Genomic DNA, 19,306 nt, shown 5'->3' with positions numbered 1-19,306 from the left:
TGAATAAGTCATTAAATTTCACGGTGTCTATTTTTATAGTTTTCGAATATACGACGCCGACATGTAATGAATAAATGAAAATAAATAAGATGAGAGTTAAGAGATTGCGCCGCGCGTTGAATAGGTCGCTACTATGAAATCATCCAGTCGACGATCTTTCCGACCTCGGGAGAGGTTTCGTCGAAATAGTGCGTGTGCGCACCACCGCCAAGCGATATGTCGATCCTCGTCGCGCTCTTGCTCAGGCTACTGCTGTTGTTCGCACCGCCCCATAGATCACGACCCACGTAGTCTCCCGTGCGATATGCATTGATCCATCGTTCGATCCCGAGCGGGCGATGATCCGGATTCAATGCCCATCCGTACCAGACTGGAAATCGAGACAGGTACAGCTGCTTGAGCGGGCAACCTGCGGTAAGCAACTCGATTGGAGGAATCTGCGCGGGCCATCGAGTGTGTCGCAGCATCCGGAACAGATCGGCACTGATGACCGTGCCCTGGCTGTGCGCGACAACAATGATCTTGTCGTATCTATCTTCAGCGCAGACCGCCTTCAACAGCGCGATATACCGGGTCATAATCCTGCCGCGAGGATTGACGTTGAAAGGTCGCTCCTTCAACCAGTTGCTGACGTCCAGTGCGATATCAAGAATCGCCGCCGCTGCTCTGGGCAACTGGGTTCTTAGCAAGACTGCGAATGGCACCGCCGCGGCTATGAGCACGCCTCCCATGCTGATCCAGTCATCGATCGCGGTGCCCTCCTTCACCAGCCGATAACCACTTGCGAGCGCCACGAGCGAGATCATCAACGCAATCTCCGCAGGCCACAACATCCAGCCGGAGCGGTCCAGCCAAGTCTTGAGTCGAAGCGCGAGGGGACCTTTGCTGACTTCTACGGACGGGGGCTTCGTTTCATACCAGGCACTCGGCAAGACGCTACTTGCGGCAAGTATGAGCGCTGCGACGGCAATGATGAGGAACTGGTTCGCTCGAGTGCCGACGGTCAGATCGAACAACGTCGCGGTAAAGTGACTGAGTGTGAAGGTTTTCGACAACCCCAGATACAGGAGCCGGGGAAAGCCGCACCCGAACTCAAGGATCGTACCTATTCCGTCCACCTTTTGAACTTGTGCCAATAACGCGGCCCACAGCAGCGCTGTGGTTAGGAAAAACAGGGTAGTGGAGACGAGCGCGCCCAGTCGGCCAGTGCGAAGCGCTCGTGTTTCCATCGAACCAATTCCGGCGATGCCGCCGGCCAGCGATAGAAGACAGATTGCCGCGAGCAGTAGGAATAGCAGCAGCCAAAATATCTGCAGCAACAAGAACATCGCTGCGGCCATCCATACAGCAATGCCAAGCACGCCGGACTCTGATCCAAGGTCGCCTCGCTGCTGTTCGATCGCGGCGGCGAAGAAAATCAGCGTTATGATCGCGCCTGCTGCGGCAGAAAGATTCCGGGTTCGAGCCTTATAGCGCGACATCAGCCATCGACTGGCTGCCCAGGCAAAGAAGAATCCAGCCAGCATCGCCAGATAGCCAAGTGCTACTTCCATACTGAGGCGGATCCGTAAGGTCAGCACGATCGCCCCGCCGGCGACCAGCAGCACGGGCAGCATCATCGGTGCTGCCCGCGCCGCAAACAAGAGCCACACGCTAGCCGCAAGAATTGCCAACGCGACTATCGCGGCCGCGATCCATGGCGCCCACGTGTGCGGGACCCAGAGTGCGACAAGTGCCAGTGTTGGAACCAGGAAGAACAGATTGGCGATCGGTATCGCGGTGGGCAGCAGTGCCTCGATCCATTGATGCATAGTGGCGGATCCATGCATCACGAGGCGGGACAGGGGGGATGCCAACGCATTCGATGATTCCGAGGCGGAAATCACCGTTTTTCTGCCCAGCGAGGCGAGGTGGAAGTAGATCTGGTAAAGCTCGACCACAAATTTTGTGAGAATGCGGGTGCCACTCGACAGGTCGGCCCATCGCATCTCGTAGACATCGACTGCGGTCGCCCCTCTGATTGCGTCGGTCCGTGTGCCGGATAGCTTGATCGTTCGGTAATGCGCCAGGCAGTCACAGTCGTCGAGCTTTTCGATTGCCTTCAGCGAAAAATGCACGTCTGGAGGATGCGAGCTGCCTTGGATGCTGCCGCTATTCCATCGCTCGACGGGAACCTCTATTGAGGTCTCGACGAATGTGCTGTAGCCGACGTTGGAGGTGCGGGCGCTACCATGACGGTGCAGCAAGGTGGCAAGACGACGTGCCGTATCGCCAAATTCTGGCGCGCCCACGCCATGCACGGCAATGACGGCGACCTTGCCCGGTACATCATCACCTTGTACTTCGTCATCTCCGTCTTCCATAGCGCTTCTCCCTCGAGCAGCATTTCTTGTTTTACGTATAAAGCGGCGCAGGCGGTGTCGAAATCGGAAATAGAATAATTTTTATTGACTATGCAGATAGTATGAAGATGGATTTTTCCAATCAAGATGATAGTCGTAAAAAATCATCTGACGGCTGATACTCAGAGAAAATATCGATGTGGTTTTCACTCCAGCAGCGTCTTCAGCGTTTGCTGGATGAACGTCTCCTTTTTGTCGGGGCTTGGGCAAGCCTCCGGCATCTGACGCTCCTCGGCACGCGTTTTCGTCGAGTAGTGGAGTTGCTCGCAATCGCAGCGCAGCGTTGCCACTACCGCCTTCGTTTGCACGTTTCTGACTTGCGCGACCCAGCACGAATCGCCGCAGCCGCAGGAGCGGTACTCCAGCACCTGGCCTTTGGTATTCCATGGCAGACGGTAGGTGCCGGTGCCGCCCGATGCGAAGACCGGCGTGGCGATCAGGCTTGCCAGCAGCGCGGCGGCTAAGAGTTTGAGGGTTTTCATTCCGATTCTTCCTGTCCCGGTAACAGTGCCTTCCACCAGATCGTTATTCTATCGGCGGCTTTAGCCATCTATTGTTCGAGGCACTCCAGTTAGAGGAGAAGGGCGCTGCGGTACGCGCCCTCGCAACTATTAGGAACTGCCATGCTATTCACGAACAACGTCAAGCGGATCGCACTCGCCGCCGCCTTTGTTGCCACCATCCCCGCGCTTGCCGTTGCGGCAGGGGAGACGTCGGATTTCTATGCTGACACGACCAAGGTCGTGCCGGTTACGGAACTGAAGTTCTATCAGAACAAGGAAGGCCTCACCATTGCCAACGGCTGGGGCGATCCCGCGAGCGGTGCGCACAGCAACTACATCAAGATGGCCGGTGGCACTGCCAGCGGCGTGCATACCCACAGCTCGTCCTACTACGGCGTGGTCGTGGCCGGCGTCGTCGCCAACGAAGCCCCGGGCGCCACGCATGATCGCCCGCTGTCCGCAGGCTCGTACTGGTACCAGAAGGGTGGCGAGCGTCATGTCACCAAGTGCATTTCACAGACCGAGTGCATTTTCTTCGTCACGTCCAAGGGCGGCTTCGATTATTTGCCCGCCAAGTGAGTAAAAACAATCTCGCATTGGCGGCGATATGCCTCGCGTCGCTGATGTTCGGTCTCGAGATTTCGAGCGTGCCCGTCACGCTGCCCGTTCTCCAGCGCGTCTTCGATGGCGACTTCCGGGATACGCAGTGGATCATGAACGCCTACACGCTCGCGGTCACCACCGTCCTGATGGCGACCGGCGCGCTTGCCGATCGGTACGGCAGGCGCAAGGCGTTTCTCGTCAGCGTCACGCTTTTCGGTCTGACATCGCTGCTCTGCGGCCTGGCGCAAAACATCCCAATGCTGATCGTCGGACGCGCGCTGCAAGGCGCGAGCGGCGGCGCCATGCTGATCTGCGAGGTCGCTGTACTCTCGCATCAGTTCAACGCGGGCAGCGAACGCGCGAGGGCATTCAGCATCTGGGGTGTGGTGCTTGGCATCGGATTGGGCTTCGGGCCGACCATCGGCGGCTTTCTCGTCGACACCCTGGGTTGGCAGTGGGTCTTCCTGCTCCATGCCGTTATCGCGCCGATCACGTTGATGCTCTTGTGGTTCAACGTGCAGGAATCCCGCGACCCGCATGCGCAGACGCTTGATATTGCCGGCGTCATCACGCTCTCGCTCGCGGTGTTCGGTCTGGTGTTTGCCATCACCCAAGGCGCCGAGATTGGCGTAATGGGCACCATGCTGACGCTTGGCGGGACGGCACTGGCGACCGCCGGGTTTATCTGGGCAGAGCGCACGAGCCCACGGCCCATGTTCGATTTCTCGGTCTTCAAGGCGCCGCGATTCTCCGGCGCGCTGATGGGATCGATCGGCATGAACTTCAGCTTCTGGCCGTTCATGATCTATATCCCGATCTATTTCCAGATCGGACTGGGTTATGACACGACCACCGCAGGCTTGGCGCTGCTCGCTTATACGTTGCCCACGCTGGTGTTCCCGCCACTCGGCGAACGCGTCATCGCGCGCTTTGGAGCGGCCACCGCCGTGCCAGCCGGGCTGTTCACGATCGGGCTCGGCTTCTTTCTGATGAAGCTCGGAAGCATGGCATCGCACCCGAGTGCGCTGACGATGCTGCCGGGTTGCGTCATCGCCGGTGCCGGTCTCGGACTGACCAACACCCCCGTCACCAACACGGTCACCGGTGCCGTCAGTGCCGACCGCGCAGGCATGGCATCAGGCATCGACATGACAGCGCGCATGCTGACGCTCGCAATCAACATCGCGTTGATGGGTGCGATCCTGATGGCAGGCATCCTCAGAGAGCTGCAGGCCAGCCTGCCGGAGAGCGTCGACGCCACGTTGCTGCACCGACTGGCGGAGCGCATCGTGGCTGGCGATGTCGATGGCATGCCAGCACTCAAGGCACTGGACCCATCCGGGGCGGTCATCCGCGCCGCGCTGAGTCACGGCTTTGGTTGGGCCATGCTCTACGGCGGCATTGGCGTCTGGGGATTGGCCGCGCTCAGTGTTTGGGTATTTCGGCGCGAATCGTCAGATGGAGAGCTCCATCAACTGACGAGCCAATAAGTCCGCATGCGGCGATAGCGCAGAGAAATCCCTTGCGCAGAGAATCAGGCGACGTGCGCCCCAGACTTCGGCGAGCGGAAGTATGGCCACATCGCGCGTGACGGTGCGGGCCGGCGCTTCAGACAGAATCGAGACGCCGATGCCCGCTTCCACATGCATTGCCACGTCGCTGACGTTACGCAACTGCACACGAAAATTGAATTGCCCACCGAGGCGAGACGCGCGCTCGCCGAGATAGCTTTCCAGCGCGCTATCTGCCATCCCCACAATCGGCTGCCCGAGAACATCGGCAAACGTGACGCTGGGCAGCGATGCCAGAGGGTTCGATCGACTGGTCATCACCACCAGGTGGTCGAGCGCCACCACGTGCGTCTGCAGCGAGCCAAGGTCGGTGGTATCCGCGACGATCCCAAGGTCGCCCCGCCGATCGGCAAGTGCGCGCACGATGCCCACGCTGGTGCGCTCTTCGATATCGATCGATAAATCCGGATGTGTCGTTAGAAATCGGCATAGCTGCGCCGGTAAGAAACCACCCAGCGCCGCGGTATTGGACAGCAACCGAATGCGGCCCTTCAAGCCGGTCGCATACGTACGTAACTCCCCGCGCATCTGCTCGACCTTGCCCAATATCTCGCGCGCATGGTGCACCAGCGCCGCACCCGCGGCCGTCGTAGTCACCCCTCGGCGATTGCGATCGAGCAACGGCGTCCCCAACGCGGCCTCCATTCCTGCAATCCGCTCGCTGGCCGACGCCAGCGCCAGATGCATGGCACGCGCGCCCTGCGTAATGCTTCCGTATTCCACGACGGTCAGAAAAAGCCGCATATCGGTCAGATCGAAACGCATTGGGAATAGGGTGTGAATTCGGAATAGCCGAAGGCTAGCACGGGAAATGCCAGATTGTGAAACGAATGCACCATGAACTAGCATTCGCTTCATGGAAGCAATCATGTTGGTTTTCGCGGCGGGAATGCTCGGTGGTGCGATGAATGCGCTGGCCGGTGGCGGCTCGTTTGTCACGCTGCCGGCGATGATCGCCGCTGGTGTCCCCCCGGTTCAGGCGAATGCTTCGAGCACGGTGGCGCTTTATCCCGGTGGTCTGGCCAGTGCCTGGACCTACCGCGATGGCCTGGGGCCGGTGGGGTCCGTGTCGTTGCGTGTGCTGACCCTCGTCACGCTTTGCGGCGGGCTGGTTGGCGCGCTGCTGCTGTTGCACACCTCGTCGGTGGCCTTCACGTTTGTACTGCCCTGGCTGCTGCTGATTGCATCGATCGCCCTCGCATTCGGCCGCAGGATCGGCGAGGCCTTGCGCGCACGGGTTCGCATCCATCGTCACGCGGTGCTGTCGATCCAGTTTGCGCTAGGCATCTACGGGGGCTATTTCGGCGGGGCGGTCGGCATCATGATGATGGCGATGTGGGGACTGCTCGAGAGCCGTGAGCTCAAACACCTGAACGCGCCGCGCACGCTGCTGGTCAGCGCCGCCAATACCGTGGCAGTCGTGGCGTTTATCGCGGCGCAGGCCGTGCAATGGCCCGAAACCCTCTCCATGCTCGTGGGCGCGGTGATCGGCGGCTATGGTGGCGCTCACCTCGGCCGCCGTACATCGCCGGCGCTTGTCCGCACGATCACATTGATCGCCACAAGCCTGATCACGCTGATGTTTTTCATCAAGGTCTACGGACACCATGCTTGATGCGCTTCTCTACCCGCTTCTCGACACCATCGGCGCGCTGGCAGTCCTGGCCAGCATTGCCGCAAAGATCCTTCCTCTGAAGCGAACAGTTCATTCCTGCATTCGACGATTCCGCTAATCGCGCGATTCCATCAACATGATTGCCACTGCGGGCCTGTTGCCCGGCATCGTATTGAAAGGAATTGAAATGCCAAAGACTGCACTGATCGTGGTCGATATCCAGAACGACTATTTCCCCGGCGGGAAATGGCAACTCGACAACGTGGAGGCTGCCGCGGACAACGCGCACGCCGTGATCGAGGCGGCCCGACGCAAGGGCGATCTCGTTATCCATATCCAGCACGTGTCGCTGGAAAAGGATGCGGCATTCTTCGTGGCCGATACCCATGGCGTGCAGCTTTACCCGAAGACGGCGAACCTGCCCAGCGAGCGCGTGGTCGTCAAGCATCATATGAATCCGTATCGCGGCACCGATCTGCACAAGATCCTTCAGGAGCATGGCATCGAGGCAGTGGTAGCAATCGGCAATATGAGCCATATGTGCATGGACGCGGTGACGCGCGCCTCTGACGATTTCGGCTATCACACAACCGTGGTCCACGATGCCTGCGCCACGCACTGCCTCGAATTCGAAGGCGTCAAAGTCCCGGCCCAGCAAGTGCATGCCGCGTTCATGGCGGCTTTGCGATTCGGCTATGCCGATGTTGTGTCCACCGAAGCCTTCGTGGCTGCCAACGCGTAAGCACCCCGACATTCCGCGTTGATTCTCGCCATAATGGTTATCGTCGCTCAAGGCAGCGACGGTTACCAAGCGGGAGAATTACGTGGAACGACTCGAGGCAATGACCATCTTCGTCGCGGTAGTAGACGAAGGTGGCTTCGCTGCTGCAGCGCGCAAACTGAAAATCTCGCCGCCGGTGGTCACACGGGCGGTCAACAGTCTGGAAGCGCGCATGGGTGTACGGCTGCTGGCGCGTACCACACGCGTCGTGCGCCTGACCGAGGTTGGCGCGCGCTACGCGGACGACTGCCGCCGCTTGCTGGCCGATCTCGCGGAACTGGAGGAAGCTGCTGCGGGCACGCACCAATCGATCCGTGGACGCCTGGTCATGACGGCCCCCGCGATGTTCGGCCGCATGTATATCACGCCCATCGTGATGGCCTACCTGCGGTCCTATCCCGATACTGAAGTCGAATGCCGCTTTGTCGATCGCGTCGTCAACATGATGGACGAGGGCGTCGACGTGGCCATCCGCATTGGCGTGTTGCAGGACTCCAGCTATCAGGCGCTACCCGTGGGGCAGGTACGGCGCGTCGTGTGCGCGTCCCCGGCCTATCTCTCGGAGCACGGCGCTCCGCGCGCGCCCGCGGATCTGCGACAGCATGCGTTAATCGCGACGACGGGTCTGACGCCCTCGCCAATCTGGCGCTTCGATCAAGCCGGCGAGCAGGTCATGGTGCAGGTGCGCCCGCGCCTGATGGTCTCTTCCAACGACGATGCAATTACCGCGGCCACCGGCGGCTTTGGCATTGCACGGCTGCTGTCGTATATGGTGGCCAGGCCGCTGGCCGAGGGCGCGCTGACGGAAGTGCTGCACGGGCACGACACCGCGATCTTGCCCATTCATGTGATTCAGCACGAGGGGCGCCACGCCGCGGGCAAAGTCCGAGCGTTTCTGGATCTGGCCACGACAACATTGCGTGGCGATGCCGCGTTGCAACTACAGAAGGCGGGCAGGACGCGGAAGTAGGCGCTTCAAATCGCAGCCTGCGCTCGCCCGCGGCCTCGCACCGATAGGGCGTCCGCCATGGTCACCAGCTCCGCGAACGTCTTTGCCTCCATCTTGCGCATGGCCTGACCGCGGTGAATCTTCACCGTGGCTTCGGCAATGCCAATTGCACTGGCCACCTGCTTGTTGAGCAGCCCCGCCGTGGCAAGCGACATCACCTCCTGCTCGCGCGGCGACAGTTCCGCATACCGGCCCCGCAGTGCGTGCACACGTGCATCCTTGGCGTGGCGGGAACGATCGTCGTCCAGCGCACGGTAGACGGCGTCGAGCAGATCCTGCTCGCGAAATGGCTTGGCGATAAAATCGCACGCGCCGCCTTTCATCGCCGCCACACCCGTCGCAAAGTCGGCATGGCCGGAGATAAAGATGATTGGCATGGCAGGCCGACGCTTGCGCAACTGCGACTGGACGTCCAATCCGCTCACCTCACGCAGGCGCATATCGAGCACCACGCAGAACGGCGAATCCGGCAGCTTCAGCGTCAGTAATTCATCGGCGGACCCCAGGGTCAGGTTTCGCAGGCCAACCGAGTTGAACAAGTTGGCCAATGCCGAGCGCACGCCAGCGTCGTCGTCCACGACAATCACAAGTCCATCGTCATCCGCCTCGATGGAGTGCATAGCGGGAGCGTAGAACATCACCGCCTCCTTTCGTGTTGGGCAAGTACAGGAAAGTCGGGCCGCCTCAAGGGATATGCGTCGCTTTATGCACTTTTACTCAAGGCGGACCTCTTTAGGTTACGCGCGCGCCGGCAATGTGTGCAGGCCGCACTTGTTCAGCGCCGCCACATTGTGGATCTGCCGGTTGCGGGGCGTATTGACGATGCCATTGCGGAGATCATCCGTCACAACCCCATCCTTTCCTTGCATGGGCTATGCCAAGGTGTGATCCCCCTAAGCGATTTGCCGGGCCCGCCTGCTCCTATGTGCAAGAGCTTTAAACCGGGCAAGTCGATACCATGCGTATCTGTTCCAACAGACCGTGAGAGCTCGATGTTCAATTCCCACGCATTCTTTGAAACCAGCCGCCGTTATCTGGAGCTGGTGTCGACCGCGACCGCCGAACGCCGCGAGGCCCCTGTACTATTGCCGCAGTTTTCAACTTCATGGGTCGGGCACGTAAGTGAACTGGGACGATACTCGAATCTTTCTGGCGCTCCAGCGCGAGGGGACGCTGCGTAGCGCGGCGCGCGTGGCCGGTGTGGATCAGGCCACGGTAGGGCGTAGATTGGCGGCGCTCGAGCACGCACTGGGGGCCACGCTGTTTCTGCGTACGTCTGACGGCTATGTGCTGACATCCGCGGGTGAGAGCGTCTTGCGCTCGGCCGAGAAGATGGAGAAGTCCGCCAACGATCTGGTCAGGCAGGCACAAGGCACGGATACGCGGCTGGCCGGCGAGGTCAAGGTGACCACGACCGATACGCTGGCATTGGGGTTTGTCATTCCCGCGATTGCGCGGCTTCATGCCGAGCATCCGGATGTGCAGGTGAACCTCAACACATCCACGCAGATGCTGAACCTCGCACGACGCGAGGCCGATATCGCCATCCGCAATCAGAAGCCCGAGAATCCGGACCTGGTCGCGCGGCGGCTGGCGCGCTGGCCGGTGGGACTGTACGCATCGCGCGAGTATCTGGCGCAGCGCGGAGAGCCGAACGACAACGACGCATTCGCCGGACATGACCTTGTCATGTTCCAGTCGCATGCCACCGCAAACCTTCCATCAACGCTCGTGGGACTGCCGATCGACGCTGGCAGGCTTGCGGCCGCGGTCAATTCCAGTTTGATGTTGCGCGCGCTGATCCGCATGGGCAAGGCCATCGGCGAGGTGCCGGTGCCCATGGCGGAGCGCGATGGGTTGGTGCGCGTTCTGCCGGATCGCGAACGGGCCAAACGATATGAGGTCTGGTTGGTCACGCATCAGGACCTGCGGCATACCGCACGGGTCAGGGCAATGATCGACAAGATCGCAGAGTCCTTCAAAGACCAGGACGCAGTATAAGAGGAAATGGCGGTAGCACCGTGCATGCAATTTGCACCATCAGTGATGCGTTTTTGCATCGCTAATTCTCACGGATCAAGCGCTACCATGACTCTCCTCATGCCGAGACCGGCATTCAAGAGTCAAGCCAAATGAAAGCAATCCTGTTCAAGGAGTTCGGCGACGCTGCCGTACTTCACCTCGATGACGCTTCCGTACCCACGGTACGGCCCACCGATCTCCTCGTACGTGTCCACGCAGCCGGCGTCAATCGCGCCGACCTGACCCACCGCCGCGGCGGATATGGCCGCCCGGACTTCGGCGACTCCACCATCATGGGTCTGGAGATCGCGGGCGAGGTCATCGAGGTCGGTAGCGACGCGCATGGCTACCACGTAGGCGACCGCGTCATGGGCGTAGTCGGCGGCGGCGCTTATGCCGAGGTTGCACGCATCGACTGGCGCATGGCAATGCCGATTCCAGCCGGCATGGACTATATCCACGCCGCAGCGATTCCAGAGGTGTTCGTCACCGCCCACGAAGCGCTGCTACACCTCGGTCGCTTGAAGAAAGGCGACGCCGTGCTGGTACACGCAGCCGCCGGCGGCGTAGGTTCCGCGGTCGTACAACTTGCCCATGCGACAGGCGCAACGGTGTTTGCTACCGCCGACGCATCAAAACACGACCGCGTGGTGCAGCTCGGCGCGGACCACGTTATCGACTATCGAACCGAAGATTTCGCCGCAGTCGTCGCCAAATTCGTCGCGGCAAAGAGCGAGAAGGGTGGGGTGGATGTGGTGATCGATTTCATCGGCGCACCGTACTTCGCCAAGAACATCGCATCGTTGACCCATGGCGGTCGCCTGATACAAGTCGGCCTACTGGGCGGCGGCGGAGAAGTCGGCTTCGACCTGGCGCAAATCCTGTACCGACACCTGCAAATCATCGGCACCGTCATGAAGTCCCGCACCCAAGCGGAAAAACACGCCATGACCCGCCGCTTCCGAGAACACTGGCTCGAGCATTTCAACGCCGGCACAAGCTTGATGCCCGTGGTCGACAGCACATTCCCGCTAGCGCAGGCAGCAGACGCGCATCGCCGCATGGAGTCTGCGGAGAACGTCGGAAAAATTATCCTGACAACCTGAGGCAATAACTAAACGCAGGAAATATCTAAAAAATAAGATTGAGATGCAGTGCAGGAGACTATGACCAAGCAGCATCGCTCGCTTGATTTCTTTCTTACTCATTGGAGAAATACCATGACCTCCGTCCGCAACGATCTCGTCCTCTCGCAAAGCGCCTTCAGCCACGTGATCGACGTCGATTACGACACGGTGGACATCGCGCAATGGCTGTTCGCGCTGCCAGATGCGGAGTACCAACGCTGCGCCCCGCCCGACCATATCGCTGCTGGGGCCACGTGGACCGACGACGGCAAACGCATGTCCATCAACGTGGAAATGATCGGCTCGGGCTTGGTGGTGCAGCACTACGTAGGCGAAGTCACGGAACCGGGGTATTGCAAGATGGTGTCCATCTCCGACGTCTTCACGCCGCATGGCCGCACGAAGGTGCAGGTGATTTGGGAGCTGAAGGCGAAGCGACTGGCGGATGGGAAGACGGAATACACCAACGCGGTGACGTCGCACCCGACGGATGATTTTCTGGCGTTTATCGAGAAGAACGGCCTGACCTTCGAACAAGCTGCAAAAGATCGTCAATCCGCATCGGGCGACCACAACCGCCGGGAAACACCGCTGTTCGCGGAGAGCATTGCCAGGGCGGCACGGTTGAAGCAGACGGCTTAAGCGCAGTCAGTGACGCGCGACGGCGCTAAATCATCGCCCGTCGCGCGTCCTGCCGCTCAGTTCAAGCCGGTGAGGAACGGAATGCTCGGCGCAAAGAAAAACTCGCCACCCTTCATCGTGACAAACTTTCCGAAGAAGGACTTCTTGCTGCCAGTGGGGTCGTCATAGGTCGGAAACCAGCTTTGATCCTCTGTTGGCGTGCCGACTTGTCCGATGATAGGGTCGGTGCCGGTTTTATCCCCTGCATGCGGGATGAAGCCCTCATTGTTTGCCCAAGAGTGCTGCATGAACGCAAACTGATTGCGGATACTGGACTGATAGCACATGAACAGCAGCCCGACATCTTTCGACGGTAGATCGTCCAGCGCCTGAAACGCATTGGGATGGCGATTGCGCGTCCCATAGGGGATGCCCCGCCGAGCGATTCGATGGCCACGTTCGTCGTCGAATGGAGCCCCAAGTTCGCGCACCGTGTCGCCCCGCGGGTTGGTCTTGCGGATGTGTGCCTGGAATGGGCATTTCGCACCGGACACATCGCCTGTGGCGCCGTCATAGATGAAGTCGTTGGCCTTGACGGGTGTGTGATGATCGGAGCCTGACTTGACCAGAGGCGAGCCGTCACGGAAACGTCCCACCACCATCGCCCCTGCGCGCTCTCGCTCCTCGTCCTTGAGGTCGAGTAGGTCTGCGAGCCTCTGTTCAGCAATGGTGAAGTCGCGCACATTCTGTTCGAGTTTGCGAAACACGAAGTAGCTACCGAAGCAATCGGTGCCGCTCGCAAGGGTATCTTCGTGGAGCACCAGCCCCAATGAAGCAAATGGCTTCCAGTCGTTCATCGAGCCACCACTGGCTTCCTGGGTTGCCGGGCCGATCGCGCCGGCTTCCAGATTACGGAACTCGGTGGTGAGAAACAGCGGCTGGCTGCGGCCATCGACGTACCCAAAATGTTCGATGCCTTCGCCGTCATCGGTACGCAGCGCCGTACCGCGCTCGACACACACAAGTTCGCACTCGGCCTCGAGTTGGTCGATTGCCTGGCGCGCCTCCGTTATGAGTCGCTCATTGTCATCGTCTGCGAGCAATAGCATGAGGTCGATGTTGCCATCCCGAAACCCCAGGTCCCACTGCTCCTTTGCAGGATCGCCCAGTTCAGCGAAATTCGCCGCCATACCATCCAGAAAATTGGATTGCGTGGGAACCGGTGCCGCCTTTTCGACGAAGGCGGCTTGCAATGCTGCATCGTCAAAACCGAGCTTACGGTAACCATTAGCGGAAACCAGCAACGTGCGGAACAGCTCGCCAGGAATACCAGCCTCCTTGAAGAGCTTGCGGTGCAGCTCCTGCTTGTGAGCCGACGTGACAGTGCTGCCCAGCTCCCGCACTATGCGTCTGGCCGCGGTCTGGTCAGCGGGCAATCGCAGGAACACATGAATCGTGTTATCCCGGCCATGACCGGAAAGAATATTCCCCCGCAACTTGCTTAACCACGTCCGGTTCTCTGGTGTCGAGGGATCGATGGGGTTGGTATTGCCAAGGTCGACAGGCATCGGGACTCTCCTCACTTGATGGCTCAATGATGGATACAAATGGATTCTCCATTGAGAGGATTCCTGCGCTGTAGAGAGAGGTGGGGGCGTGTGAACAGCGGCACGACGAAGCATAGGCGCAGCGACGTCCGAGTAAAGAGCTACGTAGCGTTTTGAGTGTTGAATCTTATTTTGCGCAGTGTTAAGTCGCGTTCAGAGTGTTTCATTCTTGATGCGACGTGAACGTCAGCGGTTGCTTAAGAACACCGTAGTGAGTCGCCGTCCATCGTTTGCCTAATACTTATGGAGGAGAGCCATTGCGGAATCAGCCACTATGCTATGGGTGATTGAGATAAATTTAGTGTTTGTGTTGACTACAAATCATTGTGACACAACAGTGTTATTTACGTTTTAAGCGGATTGAGAAGGTTGAAGAACCAGTCGTCGCTCGGGGGGACGTTGACACGGCTGTGCGTCTTTGCGGGACGCCAGCCAAGAAGCCGGGGCATAAGGTACTGTCTGCGGATTGCGTTGCAGGCCACAGGGGGAAACACCATGCCGTGGCTCGGATTGCAACTTTCGGGCGTTTCGCTCGCATTGGTGGCTTGCACGGGACCATCCGTCGGCAGCCATCATCTCGGTACCAGTGAAACACTCGCCTCTACGGCCGACACCCGCCTCGTCTATAACCGTTCTGCCGGTCAGTGGAACGAGGGCAACGTGACGCCCAACCAGATCAAGAATGGCGCGTTGACGCGAAACAGCTACACGCATCTGCTCAGTCGCTTTGGCGACGTGATGGTCACGATGCTGGCAATCGAGCTGGTTGCCAGCGATGCGCCAGGACCCCTCATGGTTTCGGCGCCACCCGCGAAGGCAGATGTCACGACAGACAAAGGTGAGGCTCACGCGCAACCGTCTGGCACCCAGGCTGGCAGCACGGGAAAGACGCCTAACTCCAGCACTACGCTGGAAGTTGTCGCGCAGCAGGGGGGGCTCAGTGATGACCGTTCCCCGCGCCGCATTGTCGGACAGCCAGGTCGCGGCGATCGAGGCAATGCAGGAGCGATTCCTCGACGGCAGCGATGCGGGACCGATGGTGATGACCTGCTCCGGTGCGTTGGAAAGTGGAAAGAACTCACGCAACCTGCTGGACATTTGCGAGAAGTTCCTTCGGGAATATGGGCAAGCCAAAATCGCTCTGTTGAGTGCTCGCACGGCGCGTGCTGCCCAAACAATGCCAATGGCGCCGCCGACCAACGCTACCGCTCTTCCACGCAGCACGCAGCACGCAGACCAGACGATAGTGTCGTGGAGTTCGGCCGCGTTGATCGAGGTTCCCGCATTCGTTGCTACGCCAACATCGATGCTGGCGTAGCGCAGGCATGTCCTCGGAGTAATCACCATGAGTGAACATCAGGACAACATCGCCCCACTTCCCACTGCGTCCGAGGCCAACCCTGATCAGGCGACATTCATCCGGGATCTATACGAGCGGAGACGGCGAGCATTGCCGTCCGCGTTGCAAGGACATATCGAAGCTGACCGCAAACCATGGGGACTCGCGCTCTCTGGTGGCGGCATTCGAAGCGCCACGTTCTGTTTTGGACTAGTCAGTGCTCTGGCAAGGCGCAACATATTTCATCAGTTCGATATCCTTTCGACCGTTTCCGGAGGCGGCTACATCGGATCGACGATAGGAAAGTTGTACCATCATGCCACCCCTGCATCTGGCCAGGATGCCAGCACAGTGGAACAGTCGCTCGGCACGCCTGACACACGCTGGTTCGCTATCTGGCTGCGAGCGAACGGCCGCTATCTAATACCAAAAGGCACGGACGACGTACTGTTCGCGGCCGCAAATTTCGCACGAAACCTGATCGGTGTGCACGTCGAGCTCGCCGTGCTGTCTTTAATGTTGGGGAGCTTGCTTGTTGGATTTGACCTTCTGGTCTGGGGGCTGGCGGATGGGCTGTATAACGGTACGCTTCCGATGCCAGCGATCTTCGGCGATTGGGGCGGACTAGTCAGTTTGCTCGATTTTGTGGCGCTCTGGCCGACACTCTGGATACTGTTGCCAATTCCACTGTATCTCTGTGCAGTGCTCAGTTGTGCCTACTGGATGGCACCGCCCTCACGTAAGGCTATATCCGGTGCGCACATCCTGACGGCGCTATTCGCGTTGATCGGCATCGCATTAATCGTCTCGCACAAGATTGCGGTTTCCCGTGGATTATCAAGTGTGACGGGTTCCATCGCATTGCCGCTCCCGCTCGTATGTCTTGCCATCGCGCTGCTATCCGCATGGATCGTTGGACTCCTTCTTGCATCATTCAAGGCGTTCACGGCGAGCCCGGAAGCCATGCGTAACGCGCTGACCCGCTCGCTCGCAAACGCCATCCGCGTGGCACTCGTGATCATCTTGTTGGGGTTGGTCGACTATGTTGCGTGGATTGTTGCCAATCCGCTCTCTAGGCTCCACGGGATACTAGGGGGGGCATTGGTGCTTCTGGCCGTTGGGTTACGGGCGGCGGTTCCCCGTCTGGCCAATCTTCCTAAGAACCTCACACCATTCATGCGCAACGCCGCAATGTCATTGATCAGTATTGCGGGAATGATTCTGGCCATTGCGCTCCTCGTTTTTTGGGTCAGCGTCATACACGGCGCGGTGACCCTGGCATTGTTCCCAGATCAGGAGGCAAGGACAGAATTTTTTCTGAAGTTCTCGCCCGCTGTGCAATGGTTGCTATGGATCAGTGTCCCGACCTGGCTATATGCTCTGACGTCGCATCGCAATTTCGATTTCCTGAATCGGTCTTCACTGTTCACGTTCTATCGTGCCAGGCTAGTGCGTAGCTATCTCGGGGCCGCGAATGGCAAACGATTCTCGATAAGTCCCGGCGCGCCAAAGAGTCCACTTGAAAAATACACGTCGGAAACTCCCTTTCCGGTGACTGAAGTACTCGACGGCGATGACGTACCCCTGGCTGAGTACGCGCCAAATGAGAATGGCGGGCCCATCCACCTGATCAACGTATGCGCCAACCAGACCCGGGATCCTCGAGGCGCGCTTTTCAACCAGGATCGCAAGGGTTTGTTGCTGACAGTCGGCCCCAAAGGTTACATGTCCTTCGTACCGGACCGGTGGTCAAAGGCAACCGAGAAAGGCGCAATGACGCTTGGCGCATGGATGTCGATCTCGGGTGCTGCGGTGGCGCCGGGGCTTGGTGCTTCCACCCGATCCGGGATTTCGGCGATCCTCATGGCAGCAGGAGTTAGGCTTGGATACTGGTGGGACAGTTACGCTGGACTACCCTTAGATGATCTCAAGCGGAAGCGCAGCGGAAAATATGCGGCATTTGTCGACGAGTTTTTCGGCCGGTTCGACGGCACGTCGAACCGCGAATGGTTCTTGACTGACGGTGGTCATTTTGAAAACACTGGCGCGTACACGTTGTTGCGTGAAGGGTGTGAAATCGTGATGGTGGCCGATTGTGGAGCTGACCCGCGCTATGCTTTTGGCGATCTGGAGAACTTGGTCCGCAAGGCGCGCATCGATTTGCAGGCGGAGATCACGTTTCTCAGGCCCAACCGCTCTGGTACGACGCAGGCGCCGTCCCGTTTCGGTTCATTGAACGACATTGCCTCGCCCAACAGTCAGGCTTGCGTTGCGCTGGCCAGAATCAACTACCGCAGGCTCGGAACCAAAGGTTACATGTTTATCGTCAAGCCGAACATGTCCCAAGGATTGTCGGTGGATCTTGTAAACTTCAAGGCCGATAATCCACTATTCCCTCAGGAGCCGACGACGGATCAGTGCTTTAGCGAGGCGCAGTGGGAGAGCTACTTTGAGCTAGGCAAGGCCCTGGGTAGCACGCTTCATCCAGCAGATCTCGAGAACGCTGCCGGACTGGCGGACTTGTTCGTTATAGACGATGGCGCGATTGCTTTGATGGACAGCGAAACGGGTGCAACAAAGCTCAGCTATGCGACGACACGGCTGTCTTCGCGCATCGCATCCACGGGCGTCGTTTCGGCTACTGTGGGTTTCGGGGCGTTGACTACCTTCGGGTTCGGAGTGTTGCAGGCCATGCAGCAGCGGCTTGATGCCGGCAAGGCAGCAGAGCGAATCGACCCGATAGCCTTCAAGGAGTTGACCGACCTCTTTGGGAAGATGACGGTACGGACGGGGTCACAGACCGTGGTGGCGGCTACGGCCAGTTCTGGCACGCAAGTGGGAGAAATGGCCACTGCGTTGCTACGGTTTGGTGACGTGGTTTGCAATGATGACAATGCCTCGGCCTTCCGCAGATCTTCGTTGATGAAAATGATGGTGGTCGATACCAAGGCAGTCTGCAAACAGTATCCTGCACTGCACCCTTCGTGTTCACGTTTGACCGAGGAAATCCTGCTGACTGCGGCATGCTTGCAGAGCGACCCTCGCAAGGCTTGTCGACCGATGTACTGGACTCGCAGCTACAGCACTCCGAGAAACTCGAGCGACGCAGGTGAAATGCCAAATTGCCCGGAAAAGTCGATTCCCGTCCAATTGTTCTCCTATATCACCGATCAGATGTCCACGCATCTCGAACAATCGGGTGTTACTCGGACGGTTAAAGAGACGGGCGAAGCAAATTGGTCTTCCACTGCTCCGGTCGCGCCAGGAGCCCCGATGTCGTCTTTCCGCGAGTGCGATAGGAAGACCATCTTTATCCGAATCTATGGGCCGTCGCTTGGCGAAAAGGTGTTGCAGTACCGCGCGCCATGGAAAAATGTAGGGGCCACGATCTCTTCAGTTGAAGATGTATGGGAGTCCGCGCGTCGTGCAGGAACTCGCTCGCGCATACCGTACGAGATCACTACGGTGCTATACCACAACGAACAGTCGAAGGAATGTGCGTTGGCATTGCAGGGTGCTGCGCAGGCGGAGGGCGCGCCATGGGACGTCAAGCCGCTTTCAGAAAGTTACGCCGGTAATCCGAACGCCATCGAAGTTTGGATCGCGCCGCAGACGAAGACAAACTGAGCACGCCCATGCGGCGCGAATTAGGGGGAGGGAAGTCATGACAGGATCAATTTCCCTTGCGGCATTTGCGAGCGCAGGTAGCCAGGAAGTACTTGAGGAGGTTCAACGTGCTCTAAATTCGTGGGATACGTGGGCCTGGATCTCGAAGACGGGTGCCGTTTTCCTAGGAGTCATCGTTTCGGCGTGCGGAGTACTGATCGCTAGCAAGCAATTGCCGGACAACTGGCATTACGGAGTCTCCGCGTTTGTTGCCGCCTGCGTATTTGCGTACGGTCTACTTCAGCCGTATGAGGAATATAAGCAGTTCCGTCTGGCTCAATACAAACTCCACGGTGCTTACATGGCCTACTTGATTTCGGGGCGTTCAAGTGACGACCTGACGGCGCTCAAAACAGCTTTCGATGAGGCGAGAAATGAGCTAAAGGAGGATTGGGTATCGCCGAGCGTGTCTGCCTCCACGGGTAAGGCGCCGTCGTAGG

General features: G+C 59.0%; 16 protein-coding genes. 11 read left to right on the top strand and 5 right to left on the bottom strand.

What is annotated here, in order from left to right; translation table 11 throughout:
- Positions 1–131: 131 nt before the first annotated feature.
- Both LDO41_RS13250 and LDO41_RS13245 read right to left on the bottom strand, forming a co-directional pair.
- Entirely contained in the window at positions 132–2,363 is a 2,232-nt protein-coding gene (locus tag LDO41_RS13250) for a hypothetical protein (protein WP_223988796.1), read from the bottom strand.
- A 185-nt stretch (positions 2,364–2,548) separates the two neighbouring features.
- Complete coding sequence (locus tag LDO41_RS13245; protein WP_223988794.1) at positions 2,549–2,884, bottom strand: hypothetical protein; 336 nt, start codon at positions 2,882–2,884, stop codon at positions 2,549–2,551.
- Between the two features lie 141 nt (positions 2,885–3,025).
- On the opposite strand from LDO41_RS13245, the gene LDO41_RS13240 reads away from it, so the two are divergent.
- A complete protein-coding gene (locus LDO41_RS13240) occupies positions 3,026–3,484 on the top strand; it encodes a DUF4437 domain-containing protein (RefSeq protein ID WP_223988792.1) in 459 nt (152 codons plus the stop codon).
- Complete coding sequence (locus tag LDO41_RS13235; RefSeq protein ID WP_223988790.1) at positions 3,481–4,998, top strand: MFS transporter; 1,518 nt, start codon at positions 3,481–3,483, stop codon at positions 4,996–4,998. The genes LDO41_RS13240 and LDO41_RS13235 overlap by 4 nt, the downstream gene beginning before the upstream one ends.
- On the opposite strand, the gene LDO41_RS13230 is transcribed toward LDO41_RS13235, so the two are convergent.
- Positions 4,963–5,949, bottom strand: coding sequence for a LysR family transcriptional regulator (locus tag LDO41_RS13230; protein WP_318036288.1), 987 nt, complete (start codon positions 5,947–5,949; stop codon positions 4,963–4,965). The two genes, LDO41_RS13235 and LDO41_RS13230, sit on opposite strands and share 36 nt — an antisense overlap.
- Between LDO41_RS13230 and LDO41_RS13225 the strand changes: the two genes are divergently transcribed.
- The 3 genes from LDO41_RS13225 (at position 5,936) to LDO41_RS13215 (ending at position 8,445) form a co-directional block, all read left to right on the top strand.
- Positions 5,936–6,694 carry a sulfite exporter TauE/SafE family protein gene (locus LDO41_RS13225; protein WP_223988788.1) on the top strand — a complete coding sequence of 253 codons (759 nt, stop codon included), beginning with the start codon at positions 5,936–5,938 and terminating at the stop codon, positions 6,692–6,694. The two genes, LDO41_RS13230 and LDO41_RS13225, sit on opposite strands and share 14 nt — an antisense overlap.
- Positions 6,695–6,881: 187 nt before the next feature.
- Positions 6,882–7,436: a cysteine hydrolase family protein gene (locus tag LDO41_RS13220; protein WP_223988786.1), complete on the top strand. Its 555-nt coding sequence runs from the start codon at positions 6,882–6,884 to the stop codon at positions 7,434–7,436.
- A gap of 82 nt (positions 7,437–7,518) precedes the next feature.
- Positions 7,519–8,445, top strand: a complete 927-nt coding sequence (locus tag LDO41_RS13215; RefSeq protein WP_223988784.1) for a LysR family transcriptional regulator — start codon at positions 7,519–7,521, stop codon at positions 8,443–8,445.
- A gap of 5 nt (positions 8,446–8,450) precedes the next feature.
- On the opposite strand, the gene LDO41_RS13210 is transcribed toward LDO41_RS13215, so the two are convergent.
- Positions 8,451–9,122: a response regulator transcription factor gene (locus tag LDO41_RS13210; protein WP_223988782.1), complete on the bottom strand. Its 672-nt coding sequence runs from the start codon at positions 9,120–9,122 to the stop codon at positions 8,451–8,453.
- Positions 9,123–9,606: 484 nt separating this feature from the next.
- Between LDO41_RS13210 and LDO41_RS13205 the strand changes: the two genes are divergently transcribed.
- The 3 genes from LDO41_RS13205 to LDO41_RS13195 all read left to right on the top strand — a co-directional run bounded on the left by LDO41_RS13205 (position 9,607) and on the right by LDO41_RS13195 (position 12,275).
- On the top strand, positions 9,607–10,485 hold the full coding sequence (locus LDO41_RS13205) for a LysR family transcriptional regulator (protein WP_223988781.1): 879 nt from the start codon (positions 9,607–9,609) through the stop codon (positions 10,483–10,485).
- Between the two features lie 131 nt (positions 10,486–10,616).
- Positions 10,617–11,612: an NAD(P)H-quinone oxidoreductase gene (locus tag LDO41_RS13200; RefSeq protein ID WP_223988779.1), complete on the top strand. Its 996-nt coding sequence runs from the start codon at positions 10,617–10,619 to the stop codon at positions 11,610–11,612.
- Positions 11,613–11,672: 60 nt separating this feature from the next.
- Positions 11,673–12,275, top strand: a complete 603-nt coding sequence (locus tag LDO41_RS13195; protein WP_223988777.1) for a hypothetical protein — start codon at positions 11,673–11,675, stop codon at positions 12,273–12,275.
- A gap of 56 nt (positions 12,276–12,331) precedes the next feature.
- Here the strand turns inward: LDO41_RS13195 and LDO41_RS13190 are convergent, their stop codons facing one another.
- A complete protein-coding gene (locus LDO41_RS13190) occupies positions 12,332–13,822 on the bottom strand; it encodes a Dyp-type peroxidase (protein WP_223988775.1) in 1,491 nt (496 codons plus the stop codon).
- 982 nt (positions 13,823–14,804) lie between these two features.
- Here LDO41_RS13190 and LDO41_RS13185 point away from each other — a divergent pair.
- The 3 genes from LDO41_RS13185 to LDO41_RS13175 are packed head-to-tail and all read left to right on the top strand — an operon-like array spanning position 14,805 to position 19,305.
- Positions 14,805–15,179 (top strand): hypothetical protein, encoded by a 375-nt coding sequence (locus LDO41_RS13185; RefSeq protein WP_223988773.1) that lies wholly within the window; start codon positions 14,805–14,807, stop codon positions 15,177–15,179.
- Positions 15,180–15,206: 27 nt separating this feature from the next.
- The gene (locus LDO41_RS13180) at positions 15,207–18,827 is read left to right on the top strand and encodes a patatin-like phospholipase family protein (protein WP_223988771.1); all 3,621 of its coding nucleotides are present in this window, start codon (positions 15,207–15,209) and stop codon (positions 18,825–18,827) included.
- Positions 18,828–18,864: 37 nt separating this feature from the next.
- Complete coding sequence (locus tag LDO41_RS13175; protein ID WP_223988769.1) at positions 18,865–19,305, top strand: hypothetical protein; 441 nt, start codon at positions 18,865–18,867, stop codon at positions 19,303–19,305.
- The last annotated feature ends 1 nt before the right edge of the window (position 19,306 follow it).

Origin of the sequence: Cupriavidus pampae, assembly GCF_914271485.1 — a bacterium.
Taxonomy (GTDB): domain Bacteria; phylum Pseudomonadota; class Gammaproteobacteria; order Burkholderiales; family Burkholderiaceae; genus Cupriavidus; species Cupriavidus pampae.
The sequence above is the reverse complement of the archived record's forward strand: the minus strand, read 5'-3'. Positions and strand labels throughout refer to the sequence as shown.

What these genes read in the sequence shown, in the direction of transcription:
- LDO41_RS13250 (WP_223988796.1), bottom strand. Translation starts at nt 2,363, where the DNA reads ATGGAAGACGGAGATGACGAAGTACAAGGTGATGATGTACCGGGCAAG.
- LDO41_RS13245 (WP_223988794.1), bottom strand. Translation starts at nt 2,884, where the DNA reads ATGAAAACCCTCAAACTCTTAGCCGCCGCGCTGCTGGCAAGCCTGATC.
- LDO41_RS13240 (WP_223988792.1), top strand. Translation starts at nt 3,026, where the DNA reads ATGCTATTCACGAACAACGTCAAGCGGATCGCACTCGCCGCCGCCTTT.
- LDO41_RS13225 (WP_223988788.1), top strand. Translation starts at nt 5,936, where the DNA reads ATGGAAGCAATCATGTTGGTTTTCGCGGCGGGAATGCTCGGTGGTGCG.
- LDO41_RS13230 (WP_318036288.1), bottom strand. Translation starts at nt 5,949, where the DNA reads ATGATTGCTTCCATGAAGCGAATGCTAGTTCATGGTGCATTCGTTTCA.
- LDO41_RS13220 (WP_223988786.1), top strand. Translation starts at nt 6,882, where the DNA reads ATGCCAAAGACTGCACTGATCGTGGTCGATATCCAGAACGACTATTTC.
- LDO41_RS13210 (WP_223988782.1), bottom strand. Translation starts at nt 9,122, where the DNA reads ATGTTCTACGCTCCCGCTATGCACTCCATCGAGGCGGATGACGATGGA.
- LDO41_RS13200 (WP_223988779.1), top strand. Translation starts at nt 10,617, where the DNA reads ATGAAAGCAATCCTGTTCAAGGAGTTCGGCGACGCTGCCGTACTTCAC.
- LDO41_RS13195 (WP_223988777.1), top strand. Translation starts at nt 11,673, where the DNA reads ATGACCAAGCAGCATCGCTCGCTTGATTTCTTTCTTACTCATTGGAGA.
- LDO41_RS13190 (WP_223988775.1), bottom strand. Translation starts at nt 13,822, where the DNA reads ATGCCTGTCGACCTTGGCAATACCAACCCCATCGATCCCTCGACACCA.
- LDO41_RS13185 (WP_223988773.1), top strand. Translation starts at nt 14,805, where the DNA reads ATGACCGTTCCCCGCGCCGCATTGTCGGACAGCCAGGTCGCGGCGATC.
- LDO41_RS13180 (WP_223988771.1), top strand. Translation starts at nt 15,207, where the DNA reads ATGAGTGAACATCAGGACAACATCGCCCCACTTCCCACTGCGTCCGAG.
- LDO41_RS13175 (WP_223988769.1), top strand. Translation starts at nt 18,865, where the DNA reads ATGACAGGATCAATTTCCCTTGCGGCATTTGCGAGCGCAGGTAGCCAG.